General features: G+C 55.1%; 13 protein-coding genes. 3 read left to right on the top strand and 10 right to left on the bottom strand.

Annotated elements, in window-relative coordinates; all coding sequences use genetic code 11:
* The 4 genes from DK366_RS19135 to DK366_RS19120 all read right to left on the bottom strand — a co-directional run bounded on the left by DK366_RS19135 (position 1) and on the right by DK366_RS19120 (position 6,661).
* Positions 1 to 1,374 (bottom strand): ATP-binding protein, encoded by a 1,374-nt coding sequence (locus DK366_RS19135; protein ID WP_109127150.1) that lies wholly within the window; start codon positions 1,372 to 1,374, stop codon positions 1 to 3.
* Between the two features lie 89 nt (positions 1,375 to 1,463).
* Positions 1,464 to 2,555, bottom strand: coding sequence for an endonuclease NucS domain-containing protein (locus tag DK366_RS19130; RefSeq protein ID WP_109127149.1), 1,092 nt, complete (start codon positions 2,553 to 2,555; stop codon positions 1,464 to 1,466).
* Positions 2,556 to 3,111: 556 nt separating this feature from the next.
* Positions 3,112 to 4,095 (bottom strand): cytochrome c peroxidase, encoded by a 984-nt coding sequence (locus DK366_RS19125; protein WP_157956620.1) that lies wholly within the window; start codon positions 4,093 to 4,095, stop codon positions 3,112 to 3,114.
* A gap of 520 nt (positions 4,096 to 4,615) precedes the next feature.
* The gene (locus tag DK366_RS19120; protein ID WP_198651630.1) at positions 4,616 to 6,661 is read right to left on the bottom strand and encodes an NHL repeat-containing protein; all 2,046 of its coding nucleotides are present in this window, start codon (positions 6,659 to 6,661) and stop codon (positions 4,616 to 4,618) included.
* 201 nt (positions 6,662 to 6,862) lie between these two features.
* Here DK366_RS19120 and DK366_RS19115 point away from each other — a divergent pair, with 201 nt between their 5' ends.
* On the top strand, positions 6,863 to 7,495 hold the full coding sequence (locus DK366_RS19115; protein WP_157956619.1) for a methyltransferase: 633 nt from the start codon (positions 6,863 to 6,865) through the stop codon (positions 7,493 to 7,495).
* A gap of 410 nt (positions 7,496 to 7,905) precedes the next feature.
* On the opposite strand, the gene DK366_RS19110 is transcribed toward DK366_RS19115, so the two are convergent.
* From DK366_RS19110 to DK366_RS19075, 6 genes are all read right to left on the bottom strand, one after another.
* Entirely contained in the window at positions 7,906 to 8,775 is an 870-nt protein-coding gene (locus DK366_RS19110) for a 3-hydroxyacyl-CoA dehydrogenase (protein ID WP_109127145.1), read from the bottom strand.
* 12 nt (positions 8,776 to 8,787) lie between these two features.
* Positions 8,788 to 9,411: an isochorismatase family cysteine hydrolase gene (locus DK366_RS19105; RefSeq protein WP_109127144.1), complete on the bottom strand. Its 624-nt coding sequence runs from the start codon at positions 9,409 to 9,411 to the stop codon at positions 8,788 to 8,790.
* A 33-nt stretch (positions 9,412 to 9,444) separates the two neighbouring features.
* Entirely contained in the window at positions 9,445 to 10,284 is an 840-nt protein-coding gene (locus DK366_RS19100; protein WP_109127143.1) for an enoyl-CoA hydratase/isomerase family protein, read from the bottom strand.
* Positions 10,285 to 10,602: 318 nt separating this feature from the next.
* Positions 10,603 to 11,661 (bottom strand): SOS response-associated peptidase family protein, encoded by a 1,059-nt coding sequence (locus DK366_RS19095; RefSeq protein WP_109127142.1) that lies wholly within the window; start codon positions 11,659 to 11,661, stop codon positions 10,603 to 10,605.
* 867 nt (positions 11,662 to 12,528) lie between these two features.
* Positions 12,529 to 13,677: a DUF4238 domain-containing protein gene (locus DK366_RS19085; protein WP_109127141.1), complete on the bottom strand. Its 1,149-nt coding sequence runs from the start codon at positions 13,675 to 13,677 to the stop codon at positions 12,529 to 12,531.
* 313 nt (positions 13,678 to 13,990) lie between these two features.
* Positions 13,991 to 14,644 (bottom strand): response regulator, encoded by a 654-nt coding sequence (locus tag DK366_RS19075; RefSeq protein WP_343125630.1) that lies wholly within the window; start codon positions 14,642 to 14,644, stop codon positions 13,991 to 13,993.
* A gap of 222 nt (positions 14,645 to 14,866) precedes the next feature.
* On the opposite strand from DK366_RS19075, the gene DK366_RS19070 reads away from it, so the two are divergent.
* Together DK366_RS19070 and DK366_RS19065 are read left to right on the top strand one after the other, a co-directional pair.
* Positions 14,867 to 15,250 carry a response regulator gene (locus DK366_RS19070; protein WP_109127139.1) on the top strand — a complete coding sequence of 128 codons (384 nt, stop codon included), beginning with the start codon at positions 14,867 to 14,869 and terminating at the stop codon, positions 15,248 to 15,250.
* 81 nt (positions 15,251 to 15,331) lie between these two features.
* Complete coding sequence (locus DK366_RS19065) at positions 15,332 to 20,848, top strand: ATP-binding sensor histidine kinase (protein ID WP_198651629.1); 5,517 nt, start codon at positions 15,332 to 15,334, stop codon at positions 20,846 to 20,848.
* The last annotated feature ends 280 nt before the right edge of the window (positions 20,849 to 21,128 follow it).

Genomic DNA, 21,128 nt, shown 5'->3' with positions numbered 1-21,128 from the left:
TTACGCCCTCCCCTTGGCAGGCACATCCAATACGGCCGATAGAGTCTCAATCACTTCACGAGCGACATCGTCCGATGCCAAGTGCGGGAGCGTTGCTTCGAGCGATGTCACCAGCCTCTTTAGCCGAGGATTTGTGCGGTCACCCTTGGCAAAAAGCGCCAAGGCCTCGTCCATTTGTTGTGTAAATTCCACACTTCGCGAGCTTTCCAGCCCGAATACTTCCTGCAGAATCTTGTCAGCAGTCCATCCGAATGGACCAGCCTCCACTTCCTTTGCGGTTATCCGGCCACGGCGGTTCTTGAGCTGAATGACTTCTGCGTCTTCCGAATTCAGCGAGGCCGCAACCAGGGGCGAGTGGGTTGCCACGATGACATGGACACCACGCGAACTACTGATTACTGAGCGCATCAAGCGAAGATATTCCTGCTGCCAAGCGGGATGCAGACTATTCTCGGGCTCGTCCACCAGAATGAGCGAGTTATCCTCCACTGCGATAGCGGTGAATAGGAGGGACGACAATAGGTGCCATTGCCCGGAGCTGAACTCGGACAATGGAAGCATTCCATTGTCGTCGTTTTCGTTGACGTAGCTGTTTCGCACCGAAAGGAGACCTGAGCCAAGCAACCAGGCGAGTGCCTCCAAATCATCAGGCGAAGCATCTATTCGAACCACGTCATCCAAATCGAGACGGAGCTCAATCGGCTCTTTACTCTTGAGTACTCTTACGCACCGCTTTAGCAGTGACTCATCGGCGGACGTCCTATCAATCGCCCACCGATTCTTTGACGAAGAGGCTTGCGTACGAAGCTCACTCAGCGTCCACGATCCACCGTTCTCTCGCGGGGAAATCATAAATTCGAACAAGATGCCGTGAGAAACCTGCAGCATTGCGAACACTTGCTTAAGCTGCCTATATCGAGACTTAACGCGCTCAGCCGAAGTGAGGAGGCTAAGAGCCAGCTGATTGACACCCTGAACCCTGCTCACCAGATTGTTATCGGTTCGCGGACCAATGTAGCGATAGAAATCCGGCGATCTAGTGCGGGTCCTGGATGTGATGCGAGATGGGAAGCGGTCCGTCGCAACGCCGGATACAGCAATTATTTTGGCTACGCCATCACGGCTGTTCGATGCCTTGTTTTGCCAAAGCTCGATCGAACCGGTCTTAGTTTCGTATACCCCGCCCCCACGCACCTCTCTGAGCGCAGCGATGTCCACGATGTCGCGGAGCGTACGACTCTTTCGAGTACCGTTCTCGCCGATCAGGATTGAGAAGTGATTCCTCTCAGAATCGACTACCTCTCCGAAGAGAACCTCAAATGCTGAGTGATCACGAAGCGCTTCCCGCGCCGTGTGGAACTTCCTGATCTTCATTCGCCGAGCTTCCTATATGGTGCAGAAGGCGCAAGTTGTGCGCACTTCAAGATCCCGCTGCTGGAATACCAAGTTACGGGTTGGTTGCGTTAGCTTGACCTTTCCCAGCAAGGGAAAGCGATCTTCAATCGCTCGACTGTATGGCGCCACTTAGGCGTGGTTGGTTGGCAGACAGTATTCTGATTACCGAATAGCCCAAGCTCGTTAAAGGCTTTCGCTTCTTCGACCGAGTCAAGCCAGTCCACCAACACAGCATACTCAGCGATATCTGGATCGCTAGCCGCCCGCCCAAACCGCGGTCCGTCGCGCAGTACTTCCATAGCCTGTTGTCGCCCTTTGGCCGTGTCGAAGGTCAGGTCTTGAATCAATTGCCTCGGCTCCTTGACACGACCGACCCCGACGTACCCAGTTTTGGGAATCTTTACCCAAACTCTATCTCCCGGTTTCAGAAGCTTGAGTGTTTGGGAATACCAGCTGCCACCGCCACCGCTGATGAAGCCGTATTGACGTGCGTCGTGCCAGGACCGATCTCCGCCATAGGACACATAGAACTCACCGTTCCAAGGCTCCTTATCACCTGACTTGGTCATGCTGGCCGATACGTTCGCCTGCGTCTCACCTGGATCAATGAGCCATGCACGACTTAGGAACTCCTGGGTGCCGTGCAGGAAGACCTGGAAAAAGATCACGTTAATGGCAATATCCCGAGCGTTGAGGTAGTCAATGATTCGCTCGGTGGACTCGTCCAGTTCGGCGGCAACGATGATGATCTGGTGGGCTTGATTCAGTGACTCTTCGTCAAGTTCATTGCCGAATCGAGCCTTGAATGCTTCGGATAGCTCGCCACCACTGGAATAGCGCTGATATATCTGGGCGATCCGCTCGGGAGTGAGCCGATCGATCCATGCGGCGTAGTCCAATGCCTGGGCTACAACCTCCCTGGGTGTGCGATTTCGCTTCAGCTCTATAAGCACCAGTGACGCATCGGGCGCGATGGCCAGAAGATCGATGCGCCCTCCAACGCCCGTTTGTTCTTGGCGGCCGATGAGCATCCACTCCCCAGACAAAATTTCCGGGCGCCGAACTATCATTTCTTCAAGAAAGTTTTCACTCGATAGACGCGCTTTCGCCAAGGGCTGGGGTGCATGATCTACGGTCCAAATGGCATGCTTGACTGGCACGGCTTTAGATCCTCAGCTAGTACGTCGTCAGGCGACGTGTCTTTTGTCTGTCGTCTAGAAGGTGAAGGCTCTACGGACCAAACATCGACGTCTATTTGGATATTGTCAACGAGGCCATTGGCTGCAAAGCCATCGAATGAACGATGTTCCCCGCCCTGAAGGGCGCACTGGATCCTAACGGGCACGGCGTTATACGTCCTGATCGCGCTCGGTTTCCTGCGTGCTTAGAGGAGGCACACCTGCGTGGGGAGCAATTTTACGACCGTGGGGCTTGGGCAATTACTGCCATTTGTTGTTGCCCCATACACAAGCTCAGTCTGTATACGAAGTCCCCATCGTGTCATGCAGCCCAGCGCCATTGTCACCATTTAGGAGCTACCGACTTCTGATTTGAGTGCGAGAGTCTTCTGTGCACCATCGTGGAGGTCTGGATGATGACACCGCAGCCCCAGCGGCTATCAAGGGCGAACCACGCACAGCTAACACCCAACTGAGGAGATCACCTCTCCTACAAAGGGCCTGCCGCTACAAACCCGCGCCGTCGAAAGATGCGTGATCAGAGTGAGTTTAGGAAAGCAATTAGATCTGCCCGTTCTTCTTGAGATAAATTCAAAGGACTTAGGAGACCTACATAGTGATGAGTTGGAACAACAGCTAACTTCAGTGTGTCATAGTAGTCAACCACTTCGCCAATGCTACCAAAGCGACCGTTGTGCATAAATTTGTGGCGCTTACTAAGCCCTATCAAAGATGGTGTTTTAAAGGCTCCCCACATCTCTTCTGAGACATTGAATTCCGTTTCTGCTACTCGACTTGGGTAATACGTTTTGGCCAGCAAGTTGTATTCGTTTTGTCGCATAGATTGCACCGCGGAAAACCTACCCGGATCGGATATATCTACTTCGTTAACGTTTGCGATTCCGATATTGTGAAATTGGCCGTCCGAAAAGCTTTGTCCGTAGTGACAAGTGGCGCAGCGCCCTTTGCCAGCAAAGACCACCGCGCCGCGCCAAACACTGGGGTCTATATCATTTTTGCGCTTTGGGGCGCTCGTCCATACCGTGCGCGGAATGGGAATGGACCGAACATAGTCGGCAATCAGATGAGCGACGCAGGCGAAACTCTTATCAACCTCACTGCGACTCTCCAAATCAAGGCCCAAATACAACCTGCGTGATTCAGAAGCTGTTAGCTGCGAAGGCGCAAGGGAAGTTAGCTCATCGGCCAGGCCGTGTGTCGTTGGACGGCACGATGCTATAGGGCGCCCGTTGTCCAACGCATACCGCGCAACGAGCAATCGGGAGCTGTTCATTTCCGCAGGATTCTCTAGCACCTCCATTACTTGCGCCTCTAAAGAGGCCGCACGGCCATCCCAAAAGAAATATTGCTTGTCGGCAGCCCCATACAAAGATGGAACTGCCCGAGTCAGCTTTCCCACTGAAAGCTGATCACTCGACCAGGCCTGGCTAGGCATGTGGCAACTCGCGCAACTATGAGCGCCGTCTGCCGAAAGATTTTTGTCGAAAAATGGTCCCTGCATCCTAAACGCTGTCCCATCCAGTGGGGGCCTGGATGTGAGTCCAAGCGCCTCAAGTAGGTTCGCGACACTAGGATCTCCACCTGAGACGGCTGCAGTTGAAACAAAGAGAAGTATGACACCTGAGAGTTCTCGAACGAGATGGCGAACGCTCATTGCGCCACAACTTCGTAATCCGCAACGCTAGTTTCGTCCCCGTATTTGAGGACCAGACGGAGGCGCCAAACACCACGCATAGTAGGTGTCACATTACTCAGTCGCCACTTACACAGTCCGCTTGACACGAATTGCGGCTTATAGTCCGTCCCGTGACCATGTTGCGGCATTTCCAAAATTACGCCATCAAGCTTCGGGCATCCGTCTGTGTGAACACCACGGATACTCAGTATTAAGGCCGCATGCTCTCCCACACCAATCGCGACGCGATCCATGGAAGCTTCCCAGCGACCATTACTTGAAGTCACGTTGGCTGCCGCTGGTGCACCGAGTACGCTTGCAGCACCTAGTGCCAGTGCGAACCTAATCATGGCCGGACTGCACTTGTTACAGCATTTTCGATTCCAAAAGTACGCAAGAATCGCCCTTCTGGATCGAACATTTGAGCCCGATGATTGCCGAAGTCCACTACAACCAAGGTGTTATCGGCGAGCTGAGCAAGGCCTTTAGGTTTGTAGAACTCGCCAGGCGCGGTCCCCCAACGTCCCCACTGCTTAACAAAATGACCGTCCTCGGTGAATTTGACGATCCTCTGGCCGCCAACATCAGATACGTAGACAAAGCCATCCTGGCCAGATTGGATACCGAAAGGAAGCACGAAGCGCCCTGGCTGGGGTCCAGGCCCACCAATCTGCGCCACAAATGCGCCTTCGACCGTAAACTTGAGGACTCGGTAGTTGTAATGGTCGACCACGAAGATGAAATGGCCGTCGCGCGAGAACGAGAAATCAAGGGGATTGCTCATAGCACCCGTCTTCTTTGTCCCTTGTATGACTCTCAGTAGCTGATAGTCATTTGATAGCACCAGGACACGTCCCGCCTCTGGATCAGCTACATAGATCAGATTATCTGGGCCAACTTTTATAGCGCTAGGCTCCAGCGCTGCGTTCGATGTCTGTTGTGGTTCGTCTCGAGTCTGCAATGATTTAGACGTAGATGTGGTGGCAAAGCGAATCTCGTGACTCGCTACAAACCTGAGACTATGTGGAGCCGCCGGCGCACTATTGAAAGTCGCTGAGAGATCTGCGGTGGCTAGACCGTTCTTGCTCTTCGACAACGCTAGCGACTGGCTAATCCCATCGGCATCGATTTTGAATTCCTGAATACGGTGATTTCCTGAATCGCTCACCAACAAGCGCAGACCAACGGCGTCCACTGCAAGTCCGGCAGGACGAACAAATTGGCCAGGATTGCTACCTTCGCCCCCGATGATCTCCGTCAAGATCGGCGTCGTACCATCTAGATGAAAGAAAAGAATCGCATGCGTATCGGGTTCAGATATTGCGAGCATTGAGCCGGCCGCGGTCGCTTTGGATCCGTAATGGAACCGGGCACCCTTTTCCCACCATGCTGAGTCATTTACATTCTTTACTTGGCTGACGCTTCCTAACGAGAACCGTTGCAAGCGGCTCTCAAAGGGTTCGCAGGTCACAATGCTTTGATCCCTGTCACTGACCGATACACTAGTTGGATAGTGAATCCGCCCGTTTCCCTCATGAGACGTAGGTGGATGCCGGCCAAACTGCAATTTGAACGTACCGTCAGGCCTAAATACCTGAACCCGGTGATTGAGCAGGTCAGTCACATAGACATCGTCGTTTTGGTCGACATATATGTCGCTAGGATTCGCCATGAACCCCTTGAAGGAGCCCCATCTACCCCATGTAGCGCGATGCTGATAGTCAGGACCGAACACTTGGACGCGATTGTTGTAAGTGTCCAGCACAAGCAAATCGCCGTTCCTTGTAAAGGCGACGCTCTGTGGCCCATTAAACTCCCCATCATGCTGGCCGTACGAACCCAGACTGACTAGCAGCTTGCCATTTCGCGCATAAACTAGGACACGATTGTGTCCTTCATCTGCGACGGCCACGCGATCACCGTTCAGAGCAATTTTTCCACCTTCGAAAAGACGTTGGGACGGATCATTGGCGCCGAATTGACGCAGCAGCCGACCGTCGCTGCCAAATTCAAGCAGACTGCCCTCACTACGATCCACAAGCAGCACATGGTTATCACTAGTCATCAATGCTGCAAATGGAAGCAGGCCAGTCATCGGCACGCCCTTCGATGTGCGAAGTGAGACGTTAGATAGGCGACTACTTGTGAAGTCGAATATCTTCAGCTGATGATTTTCGAAATCGGAAATGAGCAAACGCCCATCGGGCATGTGACGGCAAGTGAAAGGATCATTCAGATCCTGTGGCCCCAAACCCCAAGATTTATATTCCAGCGTCGACTTTACGACGTTGGGATACTTGAGCTCATCGGGGGGTATCGGAAGTTGACCAGCCCGACAAAGGAAAGACATCGCAACCGCGATTACGCCTAGCGAGGTACGGATCCGCCACATCGGCCATCCCCTTTTGCGTTTTTGTCTTGCCAGGACTTCGCACTGAGCGTTTACTAATATTATGTTGGCGCCCATCCTTTGCGGGTGCAACCTAGCTAAAAGGGGGAGGTGATGCGCCGGGACAAATCTAGGCGTCGGACTTATACCTCAAGATATCGGCTGTGTAGTCTCCTGATTATTATGGGAGCGCTCCTCTCTATCATGTTGAATTTCCAGGAGCTCGATCCCAGGCACGACTGGCCCACACGACAGGAGCGGTTCCTTAACGATTGGCTCGGGCCCCACGCTCTTCTTTGGTTGAATATTGCTGCAGTATTTGCGATCAGCAGCGCACTACTATTTCGGCGCGATCGCCACCAGGGCTGGGTCGAAGCCGGCCTAGTCGTTGCCTTTATGTCATCTTTGCTTACCGAAATGTTCGGCGTGCCGTTAGTTATGTACGTACTGTCGCGCTGGGTCTCAATGCCACTTCTTGGCGACGTCTACTTCCAGCGCTTCGGACACTGGCCGTTGACACTCGGAATGGGAACAGCGTTCAGTGGGCTAGTCCTGATTGCCTGGTCCTGGTGCCAGCTTTATGCAGCCGGCGGCGGACTGGCTGCCACCGGCCCCTATCGTTTCGTCCGGCACCCTCAGTATCTCGGCTTTTTGCTATTCATTACCGGATGGCTCATTCACTGGCCCACAGTCGTGAGTCTAGCGAGCTGGCCTCTAATAGTCGTCGCCTTTCTCTGGGCGGCCACTCGTGAAGAGACAGTCCTTCTCTCGATTTATGGCGACGCCTATTCAAGTTATAAGCGAAGCACGGGGTTTCTTTTCCCGCGCATCGTATAGCTTCGATCCGGCCGACTGCTTCTAGCGTCTTACGGAAGAACCCGATGAACAAAGCATTGGAGGTGTACTTCGGATCTCGCGCCGTCACATGAGTCATTCGAAGTCGATGAGGCGCCCCTTCACCGATGTCGATGAGCGTTGAGCTTGTCTTGGTCGTTCATGCCCCTTCGGAAGCTTGGAGAAACATTTAAGATCTCATAAAAGCGATGATCTACTTGCTGACTATCGCTGCAATAGTTCTACATAAATACCCGCTTACGATTCTTGGTCAGAGTCGTGCCAGCCTTTCCTGCCAACAGAGGCTGCCGTCATTCCTGGCCACGTAGATCGCGCTAAGTTCTGGTCAAGTGTTTGAGCTTGGGCGTGCTTCGGTGTGCGTTCTACCGCGACACCGGCAAGCGATTCAGTTGTTACAACACACAGATCCCGGTGAACCTTCCGGCGTTGGATAGCAGGCGGTTCCATTGCCCACGCTCGATATCGCCAACGTGGACACTGCCGCCAAGATCGGCCACGAACATCCGGTCTTCATCCGCGTTCAAAGCCAGACCAATCGGCTCATCCATTTCCGCCACGACTAGCTGTGGCATACCAATTGCCCCGCTGGCCGGGTCGACCCGAACCCGATTGAGGCTTCCGCCACCTGATCCTTGGGAGCGATCAGTCCAGCACAAGCTGTCGCCCTTTTCACTCAGCTCCAGATCGACTGGCTCTGGAAGGTTTTCAATGAGGATCTCGATTTGATGCTCTGCATCCGATTCATTGGGGCGATCCATGGATGTACGAGAGATGCGACCGAGACCGCCGCCCGGAGGCCCCTTCTGCGTCCAATAGACCTGTCGACGCACGAGATCGAGCGCGATCCCGACGCACCACCTTGTCGCATCACCCCGATTGGCCTCTGGGTCCCCGGTGATCACCAATGTTTCGATCTCGGTTCCATCCATATTGGCTCTCATCACGCGCATGCCTTCGCGGTCACACCAATAGATTTTTCGCTCAGCCGCATCCAGGCGGAGTTGCTTGGGTGTATGCGTCAAACCTTCTGCGAGAATCATCGTGCGCTCACTGCCGTCCAATCTCGCGCGCTCAATGGAGCCACAAGGCTCGTCAAACGTTGGCCCCATGTTGGTCCAGTACAAGTGGCCGGCGCTTCCGTCCACAACGATCCCATCCGGATGAGGACAACGATCAACTAATACGGTGAGGCCACTTCCGTCCTCCCGAATGGAGAGAACGGCACCCAGATGTTGATCGAGAATGTAGATCTGTCGTGTCATGGCATTGCACGCTCACGAAGCCAGCCTCTGGATTAGCTCGTCCGTCGTCAGGATGGCATGCGCGAATGTAGGACCGTTCAACTCGTGGGCTGCATGCATCATTTCGGGCTTGAAAGCCGCGGTCGCGTCGCGCACCAAAGTGACGTGGTAGCCCATCTCGCTCGCGTACCTCGCTGTGCATTCAATGCATGTATTAGCCAATAGACCAGCCGCGATCACATGCGTTATGCCTCTTTGCTTCAAGCGAAAGTCGAGGTCCGTATTTGCAAAGCCGCTGGAACCCCAATGCTCGCGGACAATGGTGTCTCCGGGCTTCGGTGTGAAGTCGGGGTGCCATTCGCCACCCCATTCACCGCGTGCGAAGTGGTGGCGCTGTGACACTTTCACTTGATTGGGATTTGGATGATCCCAGCCCTCATAGTCGCCAGGCTCCCAACGCCTATGAGGAACGAAGAAAACGTCCAAACCGCGCTTTCGCACTGCGACATCCAGTTTGCGCAGGTTCTCCAGCAATCCCACTGCATCGGCGATTGCCTTGATGAACGGGAAGACCCTCCCGCCGTCCGAAAGGAAGTCGTTGTACGGATCGACAAGAAGGTAAGCGGTACGCCCAACCGGATAGATCGACTTAGACATGGCGAATCTCCGGACTCGCTTAAGCCACAGACCTCAACCAACCTTGGCTTCGACCTCATCAGCGTCCGGTCCGAACTGCGTCAGATACCGGCCGAAGTTCATTTCAAAATCGCCCGGTACGCCGTAGCCAACGTTTCGCACCTTCACCCTACGCGCCTGTGCCGATGGCCCTGCCACGATGGAGAAGAATATTTCGGTGCTTGACTTAAGCTCCGCGGACGTCGGCACGCCATATCGATTCAACTGTTCCTTTGCAGCGGCAAGCGTTTCGCGATCAAACGAAGCAATGCGATGTGCCAGCGTGTCAACAAAAGTGTCCAGATAACCGTCATCAAGCGCTCGATTGATCCAGCCATAGCGCTCCGCAATATCCGAATCGAAATCGTCGCCGCTCAACACAATCTCCATGGCCCTTGAACGACCCACCAATTGAGGCAGCCATTCCATACCGCCGCCACCTGGAACGAGCCCAACGCCAACCTCCGGGTTACCGAAGAGTGTGTTCTGCCGACTAGCAAATCGCATGTCACATGCCAGAACGAGCTCGTTCCCGATTCCGCGCGTGCGACCGCGTACCTTGGCAATGCTCACGACAGGCGCTGCCGCGAGACGAAGCACGATGTCGCGCCACACAGTTAGCACGTCGGGTTGCTGCAGTGCTTTGGCCACGTCGAGATGGGCGATGAAGAAATCCGCATTCGATGACTCGAATACGACAACCCGCACTGAAGAATCCGTCTCGATCGCTGACATCAACGACTCCATTTCAGCGATCGTCTCCGGCACAAACATGTTGATGGGCGGGTTATTGAAGGCAACTTTCCAGCAGCCCGGACGGCTGCGATCAATCTTGAATTGGGAAAGTTTGATCATGGCGGGTCTCCTCAAGCTTCTTGATACGAAGGTAGAGGCCCGACACCAGCGCAATGCCAGGCCCTGAAACGAGCATGCGCCGCGATGATTTGGTTTCGTATTCCGCCGTAGTCGACTTACTCGACCCATTGGTTTCGACGAATAGCCCTTAGTAAGGGCATCGCGAAGTCTATCTAAACCACAGGGAGGCGTACCGCCTGTTTTCTTCGAACTTTTGAACCATGGTTTAGTTGCCGAACAGTGATTCGGTTAGACCGCTTCAGACAAGCACAACTGGTGTGTGCTCTGCGCCCCTTTTTGGCAATAGCGCACCGGTTTCTATCGACCATCGAACCTACCGCGACGGATGATCGTAGTGGGGATGGCGGCAGCTGAAGCGCTAGCGTCATCGTCATCACCGTTCTTCTTCGGCAGTTCGTGTTGGTAATAGGCGTCGATGGGATCGTCGAGTATCGCGTACATCGCTGAAAGGTGACCTGGATCAGGCTCAAGCCATGCGTCGATGTTCTCGGGCTTCAAGGCGATGATGCAGCGGTCATGCCCAGCAGCCTGGACTTCGAGCGGCGGGTCGCGTGTGATGGCAGCGAAGGAATAGAACCCTTCTTCTGTCTCCGTCGGCTCGACGTACCGCCAGAGGCAGGCAAGGAACATCTCCTGTTTCGGCTCCGGTTCAAATCGGACCTCGACTGGAATATCGCGCTCTCCTGGAACGAGCTCGCGTTGCTGCAAACGATGAAGGGACACACTTTCGTAGAAGCGCCGCGCCACGATCACGCCATGGTTGTAACCGAACAGTTTCTTCCAAACCGTATGCAATTTGTCCTTGCGGGCGTTGTACGTGCCAGGCTTTTCCAACTCCATCGCTTTTGTCCAGTCAGGGAGACGGCAGCGGTAGCGTGCAGGAACAATCATGCGTGCGCCTGTGGCGGGGTCGCGGATTAACACAGGTGCGAATTGGCCGGGCCACATACGACCGTAACCGTCGGACTCCGCGTGCTCCTCGATCTCCTTCAGCCTCTCACGTGCAGCGGCGATCTTGTTCGTCGCCACACGCTTGTCAGTTTCGGCTTTCTTCGTGGGCTTGGATGAGGCCAGAACAGCCTCTGCCTTAACGAGGCGCTCAGTCTGCGCAGCAATCTCTTCCTCAATCGCCAGCGTGGCTGACCGATAGGCATCGAGCATCTTTGTCTGGACGTCCCGCTCACCCTCGTTGCGCGGGTGCAGGAATGGTTCGCGCATGGCATTGGGCACGGCTTTGAACAAATCACCCGTGACGCGCCGAGCGTCCATCATCCGGGCGAAGGCATGGATATCGAGCGTGCCGCCTAGACGCTCATACTTGCGAAAGTCTTCCCACACCTCAGCGGAGTAGCACACAGCTCGCTCCTAAGGGGCCGGCGCCCCATGGAAGGTCAGCATACTCTCGAGCTTACCGGCCACCCAATCGTGGTGCTCTGGCGGCGCTCCCTCCAAGACGGTATCCGCTTCGCCAGCGAAGGCCGGCCAGAATTCGTGGCCCTCGGGATAGGCGTCCAAGAGACCAGGCAAACGGGCTTCAACGCGGTTCAGGGCTTTTTGAAGGTCAGCGCGAGTAGTCATGACCACCACGCTAGCCGGGACCAATCTCACAGCCTGAGAACTCAGTGATACCGCCTCCGCGTACGGCGTTTCGCGCTGGGCCGACTCGGCTCAGCATCTGCGGTGTCGGTTCGAGAGCGAGGCGGTGCCTCGCCACCAGCAAATATCGAAAGGCCAGCCTTTGCCCAAAGAGCCAGCTCACCCTGCAGCTCTGCTTCGCGTGGGCCGACGTATCTCAAAATGTGCCGCTTTGCCTTTTCGAAGTCGAAATACACATGTGGCCCAGGGTGAGTCGCCCCGCGATAAAACAAGACCTCCCAGTGATCGCCCTTTTGAGTGAGCTCACAAATCGGTGTCGCACCATGGTTCGACCGGAAGTAGTACCGGACGCCGGGTTCCCACGCATTGCGCTCTATAACAATCATGCCCTCACCTTACGCAGGCCGCGTCTCAATCAGCGAGAACATGAGCGGTCCGCCATGAGTCGAGAGCGGACATTGAGCGGCAAATCGGTGATCTAAAATTTGTTCGTATGATCAGAAAGCGTCTGTCCCGCCCTTCCGGTCTTGGACTTGAACCGGCGCGTCAACGTCACCGTCCCCTCATTGCCAGCTCGCGTGGGTTGCTCCCCCAAAGAAGAACGCACGGGTCAGGACCGCCATGCCTTCATCGAGGCTCTGTGATGCTTAGGCTGGCCAAAAGTGAACGTCCATCCAGAATCTTGTTCTCGTGAGTAGTGAACCGGAAGTCGTACGAAGGGGCGAAGAGCCTTCCTTGTGCGTGAGCTATGGTCGATTCGTTTGCAAACGCTACGAAGATGTCATCGACTTGCTGGTCCGTGTCTGAATCATCGAATCGGCCGATGAGGTAGAGGTTACGACTTACGGGGAAGCAAACCGAAGTACCTCGTAATGCGTACCCCAGAGGAAATCGACCTTCTCCTCCATCAGTCCACATGACGGTCACTGGGGTTTCGGACGTTATAAATGGCGCGTCATCATCCGAGTTGCGAAAGAGAGACCAGCCACGGCTAAGAAAGTAAGGAAGAACAGCATCCAGACCAACGAACTCCATCTCAATATGGCGATCGTTCGATAGCTCGATGCGGTATTCCTTCCTCTCATGGAAATCTTTCATCTGCTCGTAGGTCACGCCATCGTCAACGCGCTGCCCATCCTCACGTGCCGCATCGATCTGACGTTGCCACATCTCCTTTGAGTGAAGCGCCGTATCCATGACACGATCCATAAGGTTCGCCATATTCTGGCGCCATACCTCTCGTTTATGAGGGTTCCTAATGGCAAAGATTGCAGCAAGTGACAACACGACTTCCCGCCGCTCGTCCTGAAATGGCGCACCCCGCTCAAGTTCCGCAATCGCTTCAGCCACTTTGCTCTCGAGCTCAGACAGCTTTTGCTCCAAGGCATTTGGGTCAAAACCCTCTGCATTAAGGCGATTGAAGTCCCTGACTTTGGCGACGTTCTCCGGCACAGTCCGAAATGCCTTTCGCTCCTTACCATCAATCACGGCGAGTCGCGACGTCCTGGCTCCGTCGGCGGTAAAGCCCTTCAAATAGCACTGAGAAAGATAGTGATGACCACGCGACTTGTTCGACATCATCTCACCGTTGAGTACCCACCCTAGTCTTGTTGATATGAAGCGTCTGGCCCGCATCGGAGGCAGAACTTGTAGGAAAATTGATCCTATCAAGCCATCGATCGCAGTATTTTTATGAGCAGGCGTTGTAGTACCAAGCGCATGACGACTAGGAAAATTCGCGTTGGACGCGGCCTCGACTGAGTTCAGTGAGGCCATGGCGCTCCATCGTCGAGTAAATCATTTCCCACCACCAGACACGATCACGATGATCTACTGCGGAAGTTGGCACTTGGATTAGCTGCTCGAATACTTCCCACAGCACTTCTTCAGGACGACCTTCCACTTTCAGCTTGGCCAACTCGGCATCAAGCCTATCGAACTGACCGGACAACTGAGCTCTCGTCAAACTCATACGCGATGCTGCCTTCTCGTTCGCTCAGCCAGACTGTGCACCGTTGGCCTTCAAGGCTACTTACGTGGTGTGCGAAGCAACTCTCAAATGTCCAGTTCGAGCCGGTGGCCCATGAGGTCATTCTTGGGGGAGCTTCAATTTATCCACCAACCTGCAGAGATCCGCTACTGACGCCGCATTGACCTTGCGCATCATGTTGCTACGGTGCACTTTCACCGTAGCCTCCTTGATACCCATATCGTCCGCGATCTGTTTGTTGAGGCGACCTTTCGTGACCTCGAAGAGAATCACGCGCTCACGCGGCGTCAAGGTATCCAGTCGCTTTCTTAAAGCGACAAGCGCGTGGTCTTGCTCTCGCCTTAGTCGATCTCGCGCAAGGCCAAGGTTCACTGCGTCTAGCAGGTCCTGATCGCGAAATGGTTTGGCCAGAAACTCCACCGCACCCCGTTTCATGGCTTGCACCGTCATCGGGATATCGCCGTAGGCTGTGATGAAGATGATCGGCAAACGCATATCCTGCGTTGCGACTTCTTTCTGGAAATCCAGGCCACTCTGGCCAGGCAACCGCACATCGAGCACCAGGCAACTAGGTGCTTCTGGCAGTACCGATCCCATGAATTCGGCGACTGATGCGAATAGATGAGTCTGCAATCCCATTGACCTGAGTAGTCGACCCAGCGACGACCGAAATGCTTCATCGTCATCGACCACCATGACGTGGCCGCTTTCGTCGTCTGTCGACAACGCTTTTGTTCGCGACCCAAGATCCACGGAAGGCACCTCTCTTCCTCTTGCAACCGCCGATGCAGCTACTTCGCCGTCCCCACTGCTGAAAAGTCTAGTCCAACCGACGCGTGCCGGAGCACGACATCAGCCTAAACCATGGTTTAGAGCCTAAGCGCGCGGGCAGCGCTATTCTTAAGCGTGGAAGTGTTACCCGTCCGTGCCAATGGGCGCGGCATTCCGGCTTTGACAAGCCTGGTGGAGCCTCCATTGTCCGAGCGATCGCTGATTTCCATCGTGGATGACGACCAGTCTTTTCGCGATTCCTTGCGAAGGCTGCTGAGGTCGTTGGGTTACGCCGTCGCGGTCTTTCCCTCAGCTATCGAGTTTCTTGGCTCGCCTAAGCGGTCCGCCACAGCCTGTCTGGTGGCTGACATTCATATGCTTTCGATGACGGGTATCGAGCTCTACAGGCATCTGATCGCCAAGGGGCAGCCTATCCCCACCATTCTCGTGACTGCGTATCCTGACGACGCCACACGTGAGCAGATGCTTGCAGAGGGTGTCGATTGCTATCTCTACAAGCCGCTGGACGAAGGCCACCTTGTTGGCTGCCTGCGTTCGGCGTTCGCTCGCGGCAGTGCGGCGACGTAGAGAAGGCGAAGGTCTCGACGCATACATTCGTGATGGCGCCAGGAAAATCGGTCTCTTTCAACCATAGGCGGTGACAGGCATATGAAAGCCTCTTCCTTGCTCGGTGCTGGTTGGGAAGAAGGATCCCTGGAGGTGTTATGGGAGGACGGCGAACGTGCCTTCTGTAGAACCCGGGAAGACGACAAAGAGGCCGAGAGATTTGCCTTTATCCCGTTGAGAGGCGGCGACGAGCATTCCACCGGCGATGTCCTCGCTCGCCTTGTCCACGAAATCAGCCTCAAGGAACAACTCGATACCAACTGGGCCATTCGTCCTTTGGAGCTCGTTAGAGACCGCGGACGTACGATGCTCGTGGTCGACTACGAAAAGGGCGAGCCCCTTAATCTCCTGCTTGGGCAGCCGGCGGAGATTGGATGGTTCTTGAATGTGGCCACTTCTCTTGCTGCCGCGCTCAGACATCTCCACGGCAGTGGCATCGTACATAAGGACATCAAGCCAGCGAACGTTATCTTTGATGCCTCGACGGGCAACGTTCGTCTAACTGGTTTTGGCATCGCCTCGCGCTTGCTGCGAGAGCGCCAATCGCCAGAACCACCTGAATTCATCGCAGGCACGCTGGCCTACATGGCACCCGAGCAAACGGGGAGAGTGAATCGCTCTATCGATTCGCGGAGCGATCTCTACTCCCTTGGCGTTACGTTCTACGAAATGCTGACGGGCAGCCTCCCGTTCATGGCAGCCGATCCGATGGAATGGGTTCACTGCCACGTCGCGCGAGAGCCCAGAAAGCCAAGCGACCAACTCAAGAGCATCCCCGGCGGCCTATCGGCCATCGTCATGAAATTGCTCGCCAAGACCGCGGAAGAGCGATATCAGACGGCCGCTGGCGTCGAGAGTGACCTTCGCCGGTGTGAGGCCCAGTGGAATCAGGACGGTCGAATCGACGATTTCGAGCTGGGCACAGAGGACATGCCCGATCACCTCATGATTCCGGAGAGGCTTTACGGCAGAGACCACGAGCTCGAAACGCTCCTCAATGCTTTTGATCGCGTCGTCGCCGGTGGCCGGCCTGAGCTGGTACTAGTCTCTGGCTATTCGGGTATCGGCAAATCCGCTGTCGTAAACGAACTTCACAAGCCCCTGGTTCCCCCAAGAGGACTGTTCGCCGCGGGGAAATTCGATCAATACAAGCGTGACATCCCCTATGCCACGCTGGCACAAGCTTTCCAAAGTCTGATCAGACCTCTCTTGAGCAAGAATGAGGAGGAGCTCCGCTTCTGGCGCGAATCGCTTGACGAAGCGCTCGGTCCAAATGGCCAACTCATCGCCGATCTCGTACCGGAAGTAAGGCACATCATTGGTGATCCGCCTCCCGTGCCGGAATTGCCACCTCAAGATGCGCAGCGGCGCTTTCAGTTTGTCTTTCGTCGCTTCATCAGCGTATTTGCGAGGCCCGAACATCCGCTTGCACTCTTCCTCGACGACTTGCAATGGCTTGATGCCGCGACGCTCGATCTTCTTGAGGACATATTGGTTCAAGCTGACTTGAAGCACTTACTTCTCATCGGCGCCTATCGCGATAACGAAGTTGGTTCGACCCATCCGCTGATGCGCAAGCTTGATGCAATGCGACAAGCTGGGGCTGGATTGCAAGACATCGTGCTCGCTCCACTGAGCATGTACGACCTGAGTTGCCTTCTCTCAGACTCGCTTCATTGCTCGCATCAGAACGCAGAACCGCTGGCCCGCCTGCTTCACGAGAAGACCAGCGGAAACCCGTTCTTCGCGATCCAGTTCATTTCGGCGCTATCGGACGAAGGCCTACTCGCCTTCGACTACATGAGAGGCCGATGGTCATGGAGCCTGGAAAGTATTCGTGCCAAGGGATACACGGATAACGTTGTGGAGTTGATGGTGGGAAAGCTGATACGCCTTCCGACCGACACACAACGAGCGCTGCAACAGTTCGCCTGCATGGGCAATAGCGCTGAATTCGGCATGTTGCAGAAGGTCTACCAAACGCCACTGGACGACATGCATCAACACTTGTGGGAGGCGGTACGAGCGGGCCTTATCTTCAAATCCGACAATGCGTACCGCTTCCTCCATGACCGTGTTCAGGAGGGTGCCTACTCACTCATTCCTGAGGATCAGCGCGCAGCAGCACACCTTCGTATCGGCATGTTGTTAGCAGAGCATATACCTCCCAATGAGCGCGAGGAGGCAATATTCGAGATCGTCAATCAGCTCAATCGCGGCGCGCACTTGCTTTCCTCGAGCGAAGATCGCGCTTACGTCGCTGATCTCAATCTCATAGCGGGACGACGGGCCAAAGTATCGACAGCGTACGCATCCGCTCTTAAGTATTTACGGGAAGGTAGATCGTTGTTGCAGGACGACGCGTGGGAGAAAAACTACAGCACCATCTTTCAGCTCGAATATCTCATGGCGGACTGTGAGCTATTGACTGCCAATATGGCTGCTGCGGAACTCAGGTTGGAACGGCTCTCCGATCGCACGCGAAACCGCCACGACCTGTGCGTGACTACACGCCTCCGGCTCACGCTCTATACCACGCTCGACCGATGTGACCGCAGTGCCGAAGTGTTTCTCGAATGGCTTCGTCACGAAGGAACCACATGGTCTAAGCGACCCACGCAGCAAGATGCCCAGCAGGAATACGATCGCATTTGGAAGTTACTGGGCGACAGGAGCATTGAAGACCTTCTAGACGTACCCTTGATAACCGATCCGGACGTTCTCGACACATTAGACGTCTTCACGGAGATCGTCACACCGTCCATTCTCTACGACGAGCACTTCTCTTCACTTGTCGTATGCCGACTCGTTACCCTGAGTCTGGAGCACGGCAACTCCGACGCAGCCGGTTTCGCATACGTCTGGCTCGCCATGTTCGCTGGCCCAAGATTTGGCAACTACCGGGATGGATTCCGGTTCGGCCACGTCGGTTACGACCTGGTCGAGAAGCGCGGGCTAACGCGATATCAGGCACGAACATACATGTCCATTGGAGCCATGGTCACACCATGGGAGGAGCATGTCGCAAACGGCCGGGACTTGATAAAGCGCGCAGTCGATGCAGCACACCGCATCGGAGACCTCACGTTTGCCGCTTACAGTTGGGATCAACTGATCACCGTCTGCCTGGCAGTAGGTGATCCACTGGGCGAAGTCCAAACTGAAGCTGAGAACGGCCTGGCATTTGCCAAGATGCAACGCTTTGGCCTGGTGATTGAGTTGTGCGGTGCCCAACTCGGCCTGATCCGGGGCCTGCGAGGCAAAGCGGCTTTGCTGGGCAACTTGGATCATGACGACTATACCGAGGTGGGTACCGAGCGACGCCTAGCAAGCAACCCTAATCTGGTCTTTGCTGAGTTCTACTACTGGACACGCAAGTTACAAGGTCGAGTTATCGCCGGCGATATCAGTGCCGCCGTGGAAGCTGCAAGAAATGGACATCGGCTGCTATGGACTTCCGCGGGCATGTTCGAGACTGCGGACTTTCACTTCTACGCCGCGCTTGCCCATGCCGCGGCTTACGGAAGCGCAACTGACGTCGACAAGCAAGAACACCATGCCGTTCTTACTGCCCACTCCGAGCAGAACCAGATTTGGTCTGATCTCAACCCAGCCACCTTTGAAAACCGATCGGCACTGGTGAACGCCGAGTTGGCGCGCGTCGAAGGGCGGTTGCTCGATGCTCAGGACCTTTATGAACAGGCCATTAGGTCAGCACGCAAGTATGGCTATGTCCACAACGAAGCCATAGCCAACGAACGGGCCGGCACATTCTATGAAGCCCGTGGCTTCGAGAAGATCGCGTTCGCCTACTTCCGTGATGCGCGCCTTGGCTACCTTCGCTGGGGAGCCGATGGTAAGGCCAGACAACTGGAGGCGCGCTATCCACAACTCCTAAACGACAGATCGGGCATTGACGCGACAAGCACCATCCTTACGTCAGTCGATCGTCTGGATCTTGCAACGGTCATAAAGGTATCCGAGGCAGTGTCTGGAGAAATGGTCTTCGAGCGCCTTATGGAAACATTGATGCGCACAGCAATTGAACATGCGGGCGCTCAGCGAGGCTCGTTAATTCTTCCAGTTGGAAATGGGTACCAACTCGCCGTCGAAGTCGAAACGAGCCGCGATGGCTTGGTGACGGTGGCGATCCCGAATTCAACCGTTGGAGCTGACGATCTTCCTCAGTCGGTGTTGCACTACGTAGCCCGAACGAAGGAGATCGTGGTTCTGCATGACGCTTCAACAAGTGGCCCATTCGTAAGCGACAACTACATTCACTCGCACCAAACACGATCTGTACTTTGCATGCCGATCGTCAAACAAGCCATGCTGCTTGGCATCATGTACTTGGAGAACGACCTTACCTCCGATGCTTTCACAGCATCGCGTTTGGCAATCCTCAAGCTGCTAGCGTCGGAAGCTGCCATTTCTTTCGAAAACGCGAGGCTCTATCAAGACCTCGCCAGTCGCGAGTCTCGTATTCGCCGACTGGTCGATGCAAACATCATCGGCATCTTCATTTGGGATATCCAGGGGCGAATCCTGGAGGCAAATGAAGCTTTTCTGCGGATGCTGGGCTACGACCACGATGACATGGTATCCAAGGGCCTTCGCTGGACCGACCTGACACCGCCCGAATGGCTGGACAACGACCGCCGAAAACGCGTTCCCGTGCTGGAGGCGACGGGATGTATTCCACCCTACGAGAAAGAATTTTTCCGTAAGACAGGCGAACGCGTACCCGTCCTGATCGGTGTCGCCGCCTTTGAAGAGAAAGGATCTGAAGGTGTCGCCTTTGTGCTTGACTTGACTGAGCGCAGGCTCGCGGCTGATGCCTTGCGCGAGCTGCAGGCAGAGCTTACGCACGCCAACCGGCTGGCGACCATGGGCCAATTAGTGGCCTCGATCGCCCATGAGGTGATCCAACCCATTGGTGCTGCGCGCAACAACGCAAACGCCGCGTTGCGTTTCCTTGCCTCGGATCAGCAAGACCTCGGCGAAGTTCGGGAAGCGATCGAATGCGTCGTCAGCGATACGTACCGAGCCGGGAGCATCGTCGGAAGGATTCGTGACCAGGTAAAGAAGTTGCCACCGCGCCAGGAAGGCGTTGACCTCAACTACGCCATTGAGGAGGTCATCGCATTGGTTCGAGGCGAACTCTCAAAGAGCCATGTCGAAGTTCATATGGATCTTGCCAAGCATTTACCTCCGGCGCATGGCGACCGCGTGCAATTGCAGCAGGTCATTCTCAATCTGGTCATCAACGCCATCGAAGCCATGGCGGGCGTCGAAGTCGGCATACGCCAGTTGAGCGTCACCACGACGTCGGACGCATCGAACAGCATTCTCGTTGCCCTGACCGATTCGGGCCCCGGTGTTGACATCGAACTTCGAGATCGAATTTTTGAATCCTTCTACACGACCAAGGCCGACGGCGTAGGCATTGGACTTTCCATTTGCCGGTCGATCATTGAGGCACATGGTGGCCGGCTGTGGGCGGATGCGGCATACCCGCGAGGCGCCATCTTTCGTTTTACGTTGCCAACGACTCACTAAGCCAAGGTTTAGCACGACCCAACAGGCGTCGATGATGCGCTAGTACACTAAGTGCACCTGACCGCGCCCGTTTCTCCAAAGATAACGAACGCTCCCGTGAAAAAGAACGGGTGTTTGGTTGATTGCGAACAGCTCAATCCCGACCGCTCAATACGATTGCGTTGATCTTTACTACCGTATAGATCATTGAGCCTCTGCTCAATAGACGCTCGCACACTCTTCTCCTCTAATCCTCACGTGGGACGTGCCCGTTCACATGCGGCGAAGTAAGTGATTTCGC

The organism is Dyella sp. C11, from assembly GCF_003121485.1.
Lineage (GTDB): Bacteria > Pseudomonadota > Gammaproteobacteria > Xanthomonadales > Rhodanobacteraceae > Dyella.
This window is presented reverse-complemented; position numbering and strand designations above follow the sequence as displayed.

Bases quoted from the DNA above. Each gene is read 5' to 3' on its own strand.
- DK366_RS19085 (WP_109127141.1), bottom strand. From the start codon at position 13,677: ATGGCCTCACTGAACTCAGTCGAGGCCGCGTCCAACGCGAATTTTCCT.
- DK366_RS19100 (WP_109127143.1), bottom strand. From the start codon at position 10,284: ATGATCAAACTTTCCCAATTCAAGATTGATCGCAGCCGTCCGGGCTGC.
- DK366_RS19105 (WP_109127144.1), bottom strand. From the start codon at position 9,411: ATGTCTAAGTCGATCTATCCGGTTGGGCGTACCGCTTACCTTCTTGTC.
- DK366_RS19125 (WP_157956620.1), bottom strand. From the start codon at position 4,095: ATGCAGGGACCATTTTTCGACAAAAATCTTTCGGCAGACGGCGCTCAT.
- DK366_RS19120 (WP_198651630.1), bottom strand. From the start codon at position 6,661: ATGTGGCGGATCCGTACCTCGCTAGGCGTAATCGCGGTTGCGATGTCT.
- DK366_RS19135 (WP_109127150.1), bottom strand. From the start codon at position 1,374: ATGAAGATCAGGAAGTTCCACACGGCGCGGGAAGCGCTTCGTGATCAC.
- DK366_RS19110 (WP_109127145.1), bottom strand. From the start codon at position 8,775: ATGACACGACAGATCTACATTCTCGATCAACATCTGGGTGCCGTTCTC.
- DK366_RS19065 (WP_198651629.1), top strand. From the start codon at position 15,332: ATGAAAGCCTCTTCCTTGCTCGGTGCTGGTTGGGAAGAAGGATCCCTG.
- DK366_RS19115 (WP_157956619.1), top strand. From the start codon at position 6,863: ATGTTGAATTTCCAGGAGCTCGATCCCAGGCACGACTGGCCCACACGA.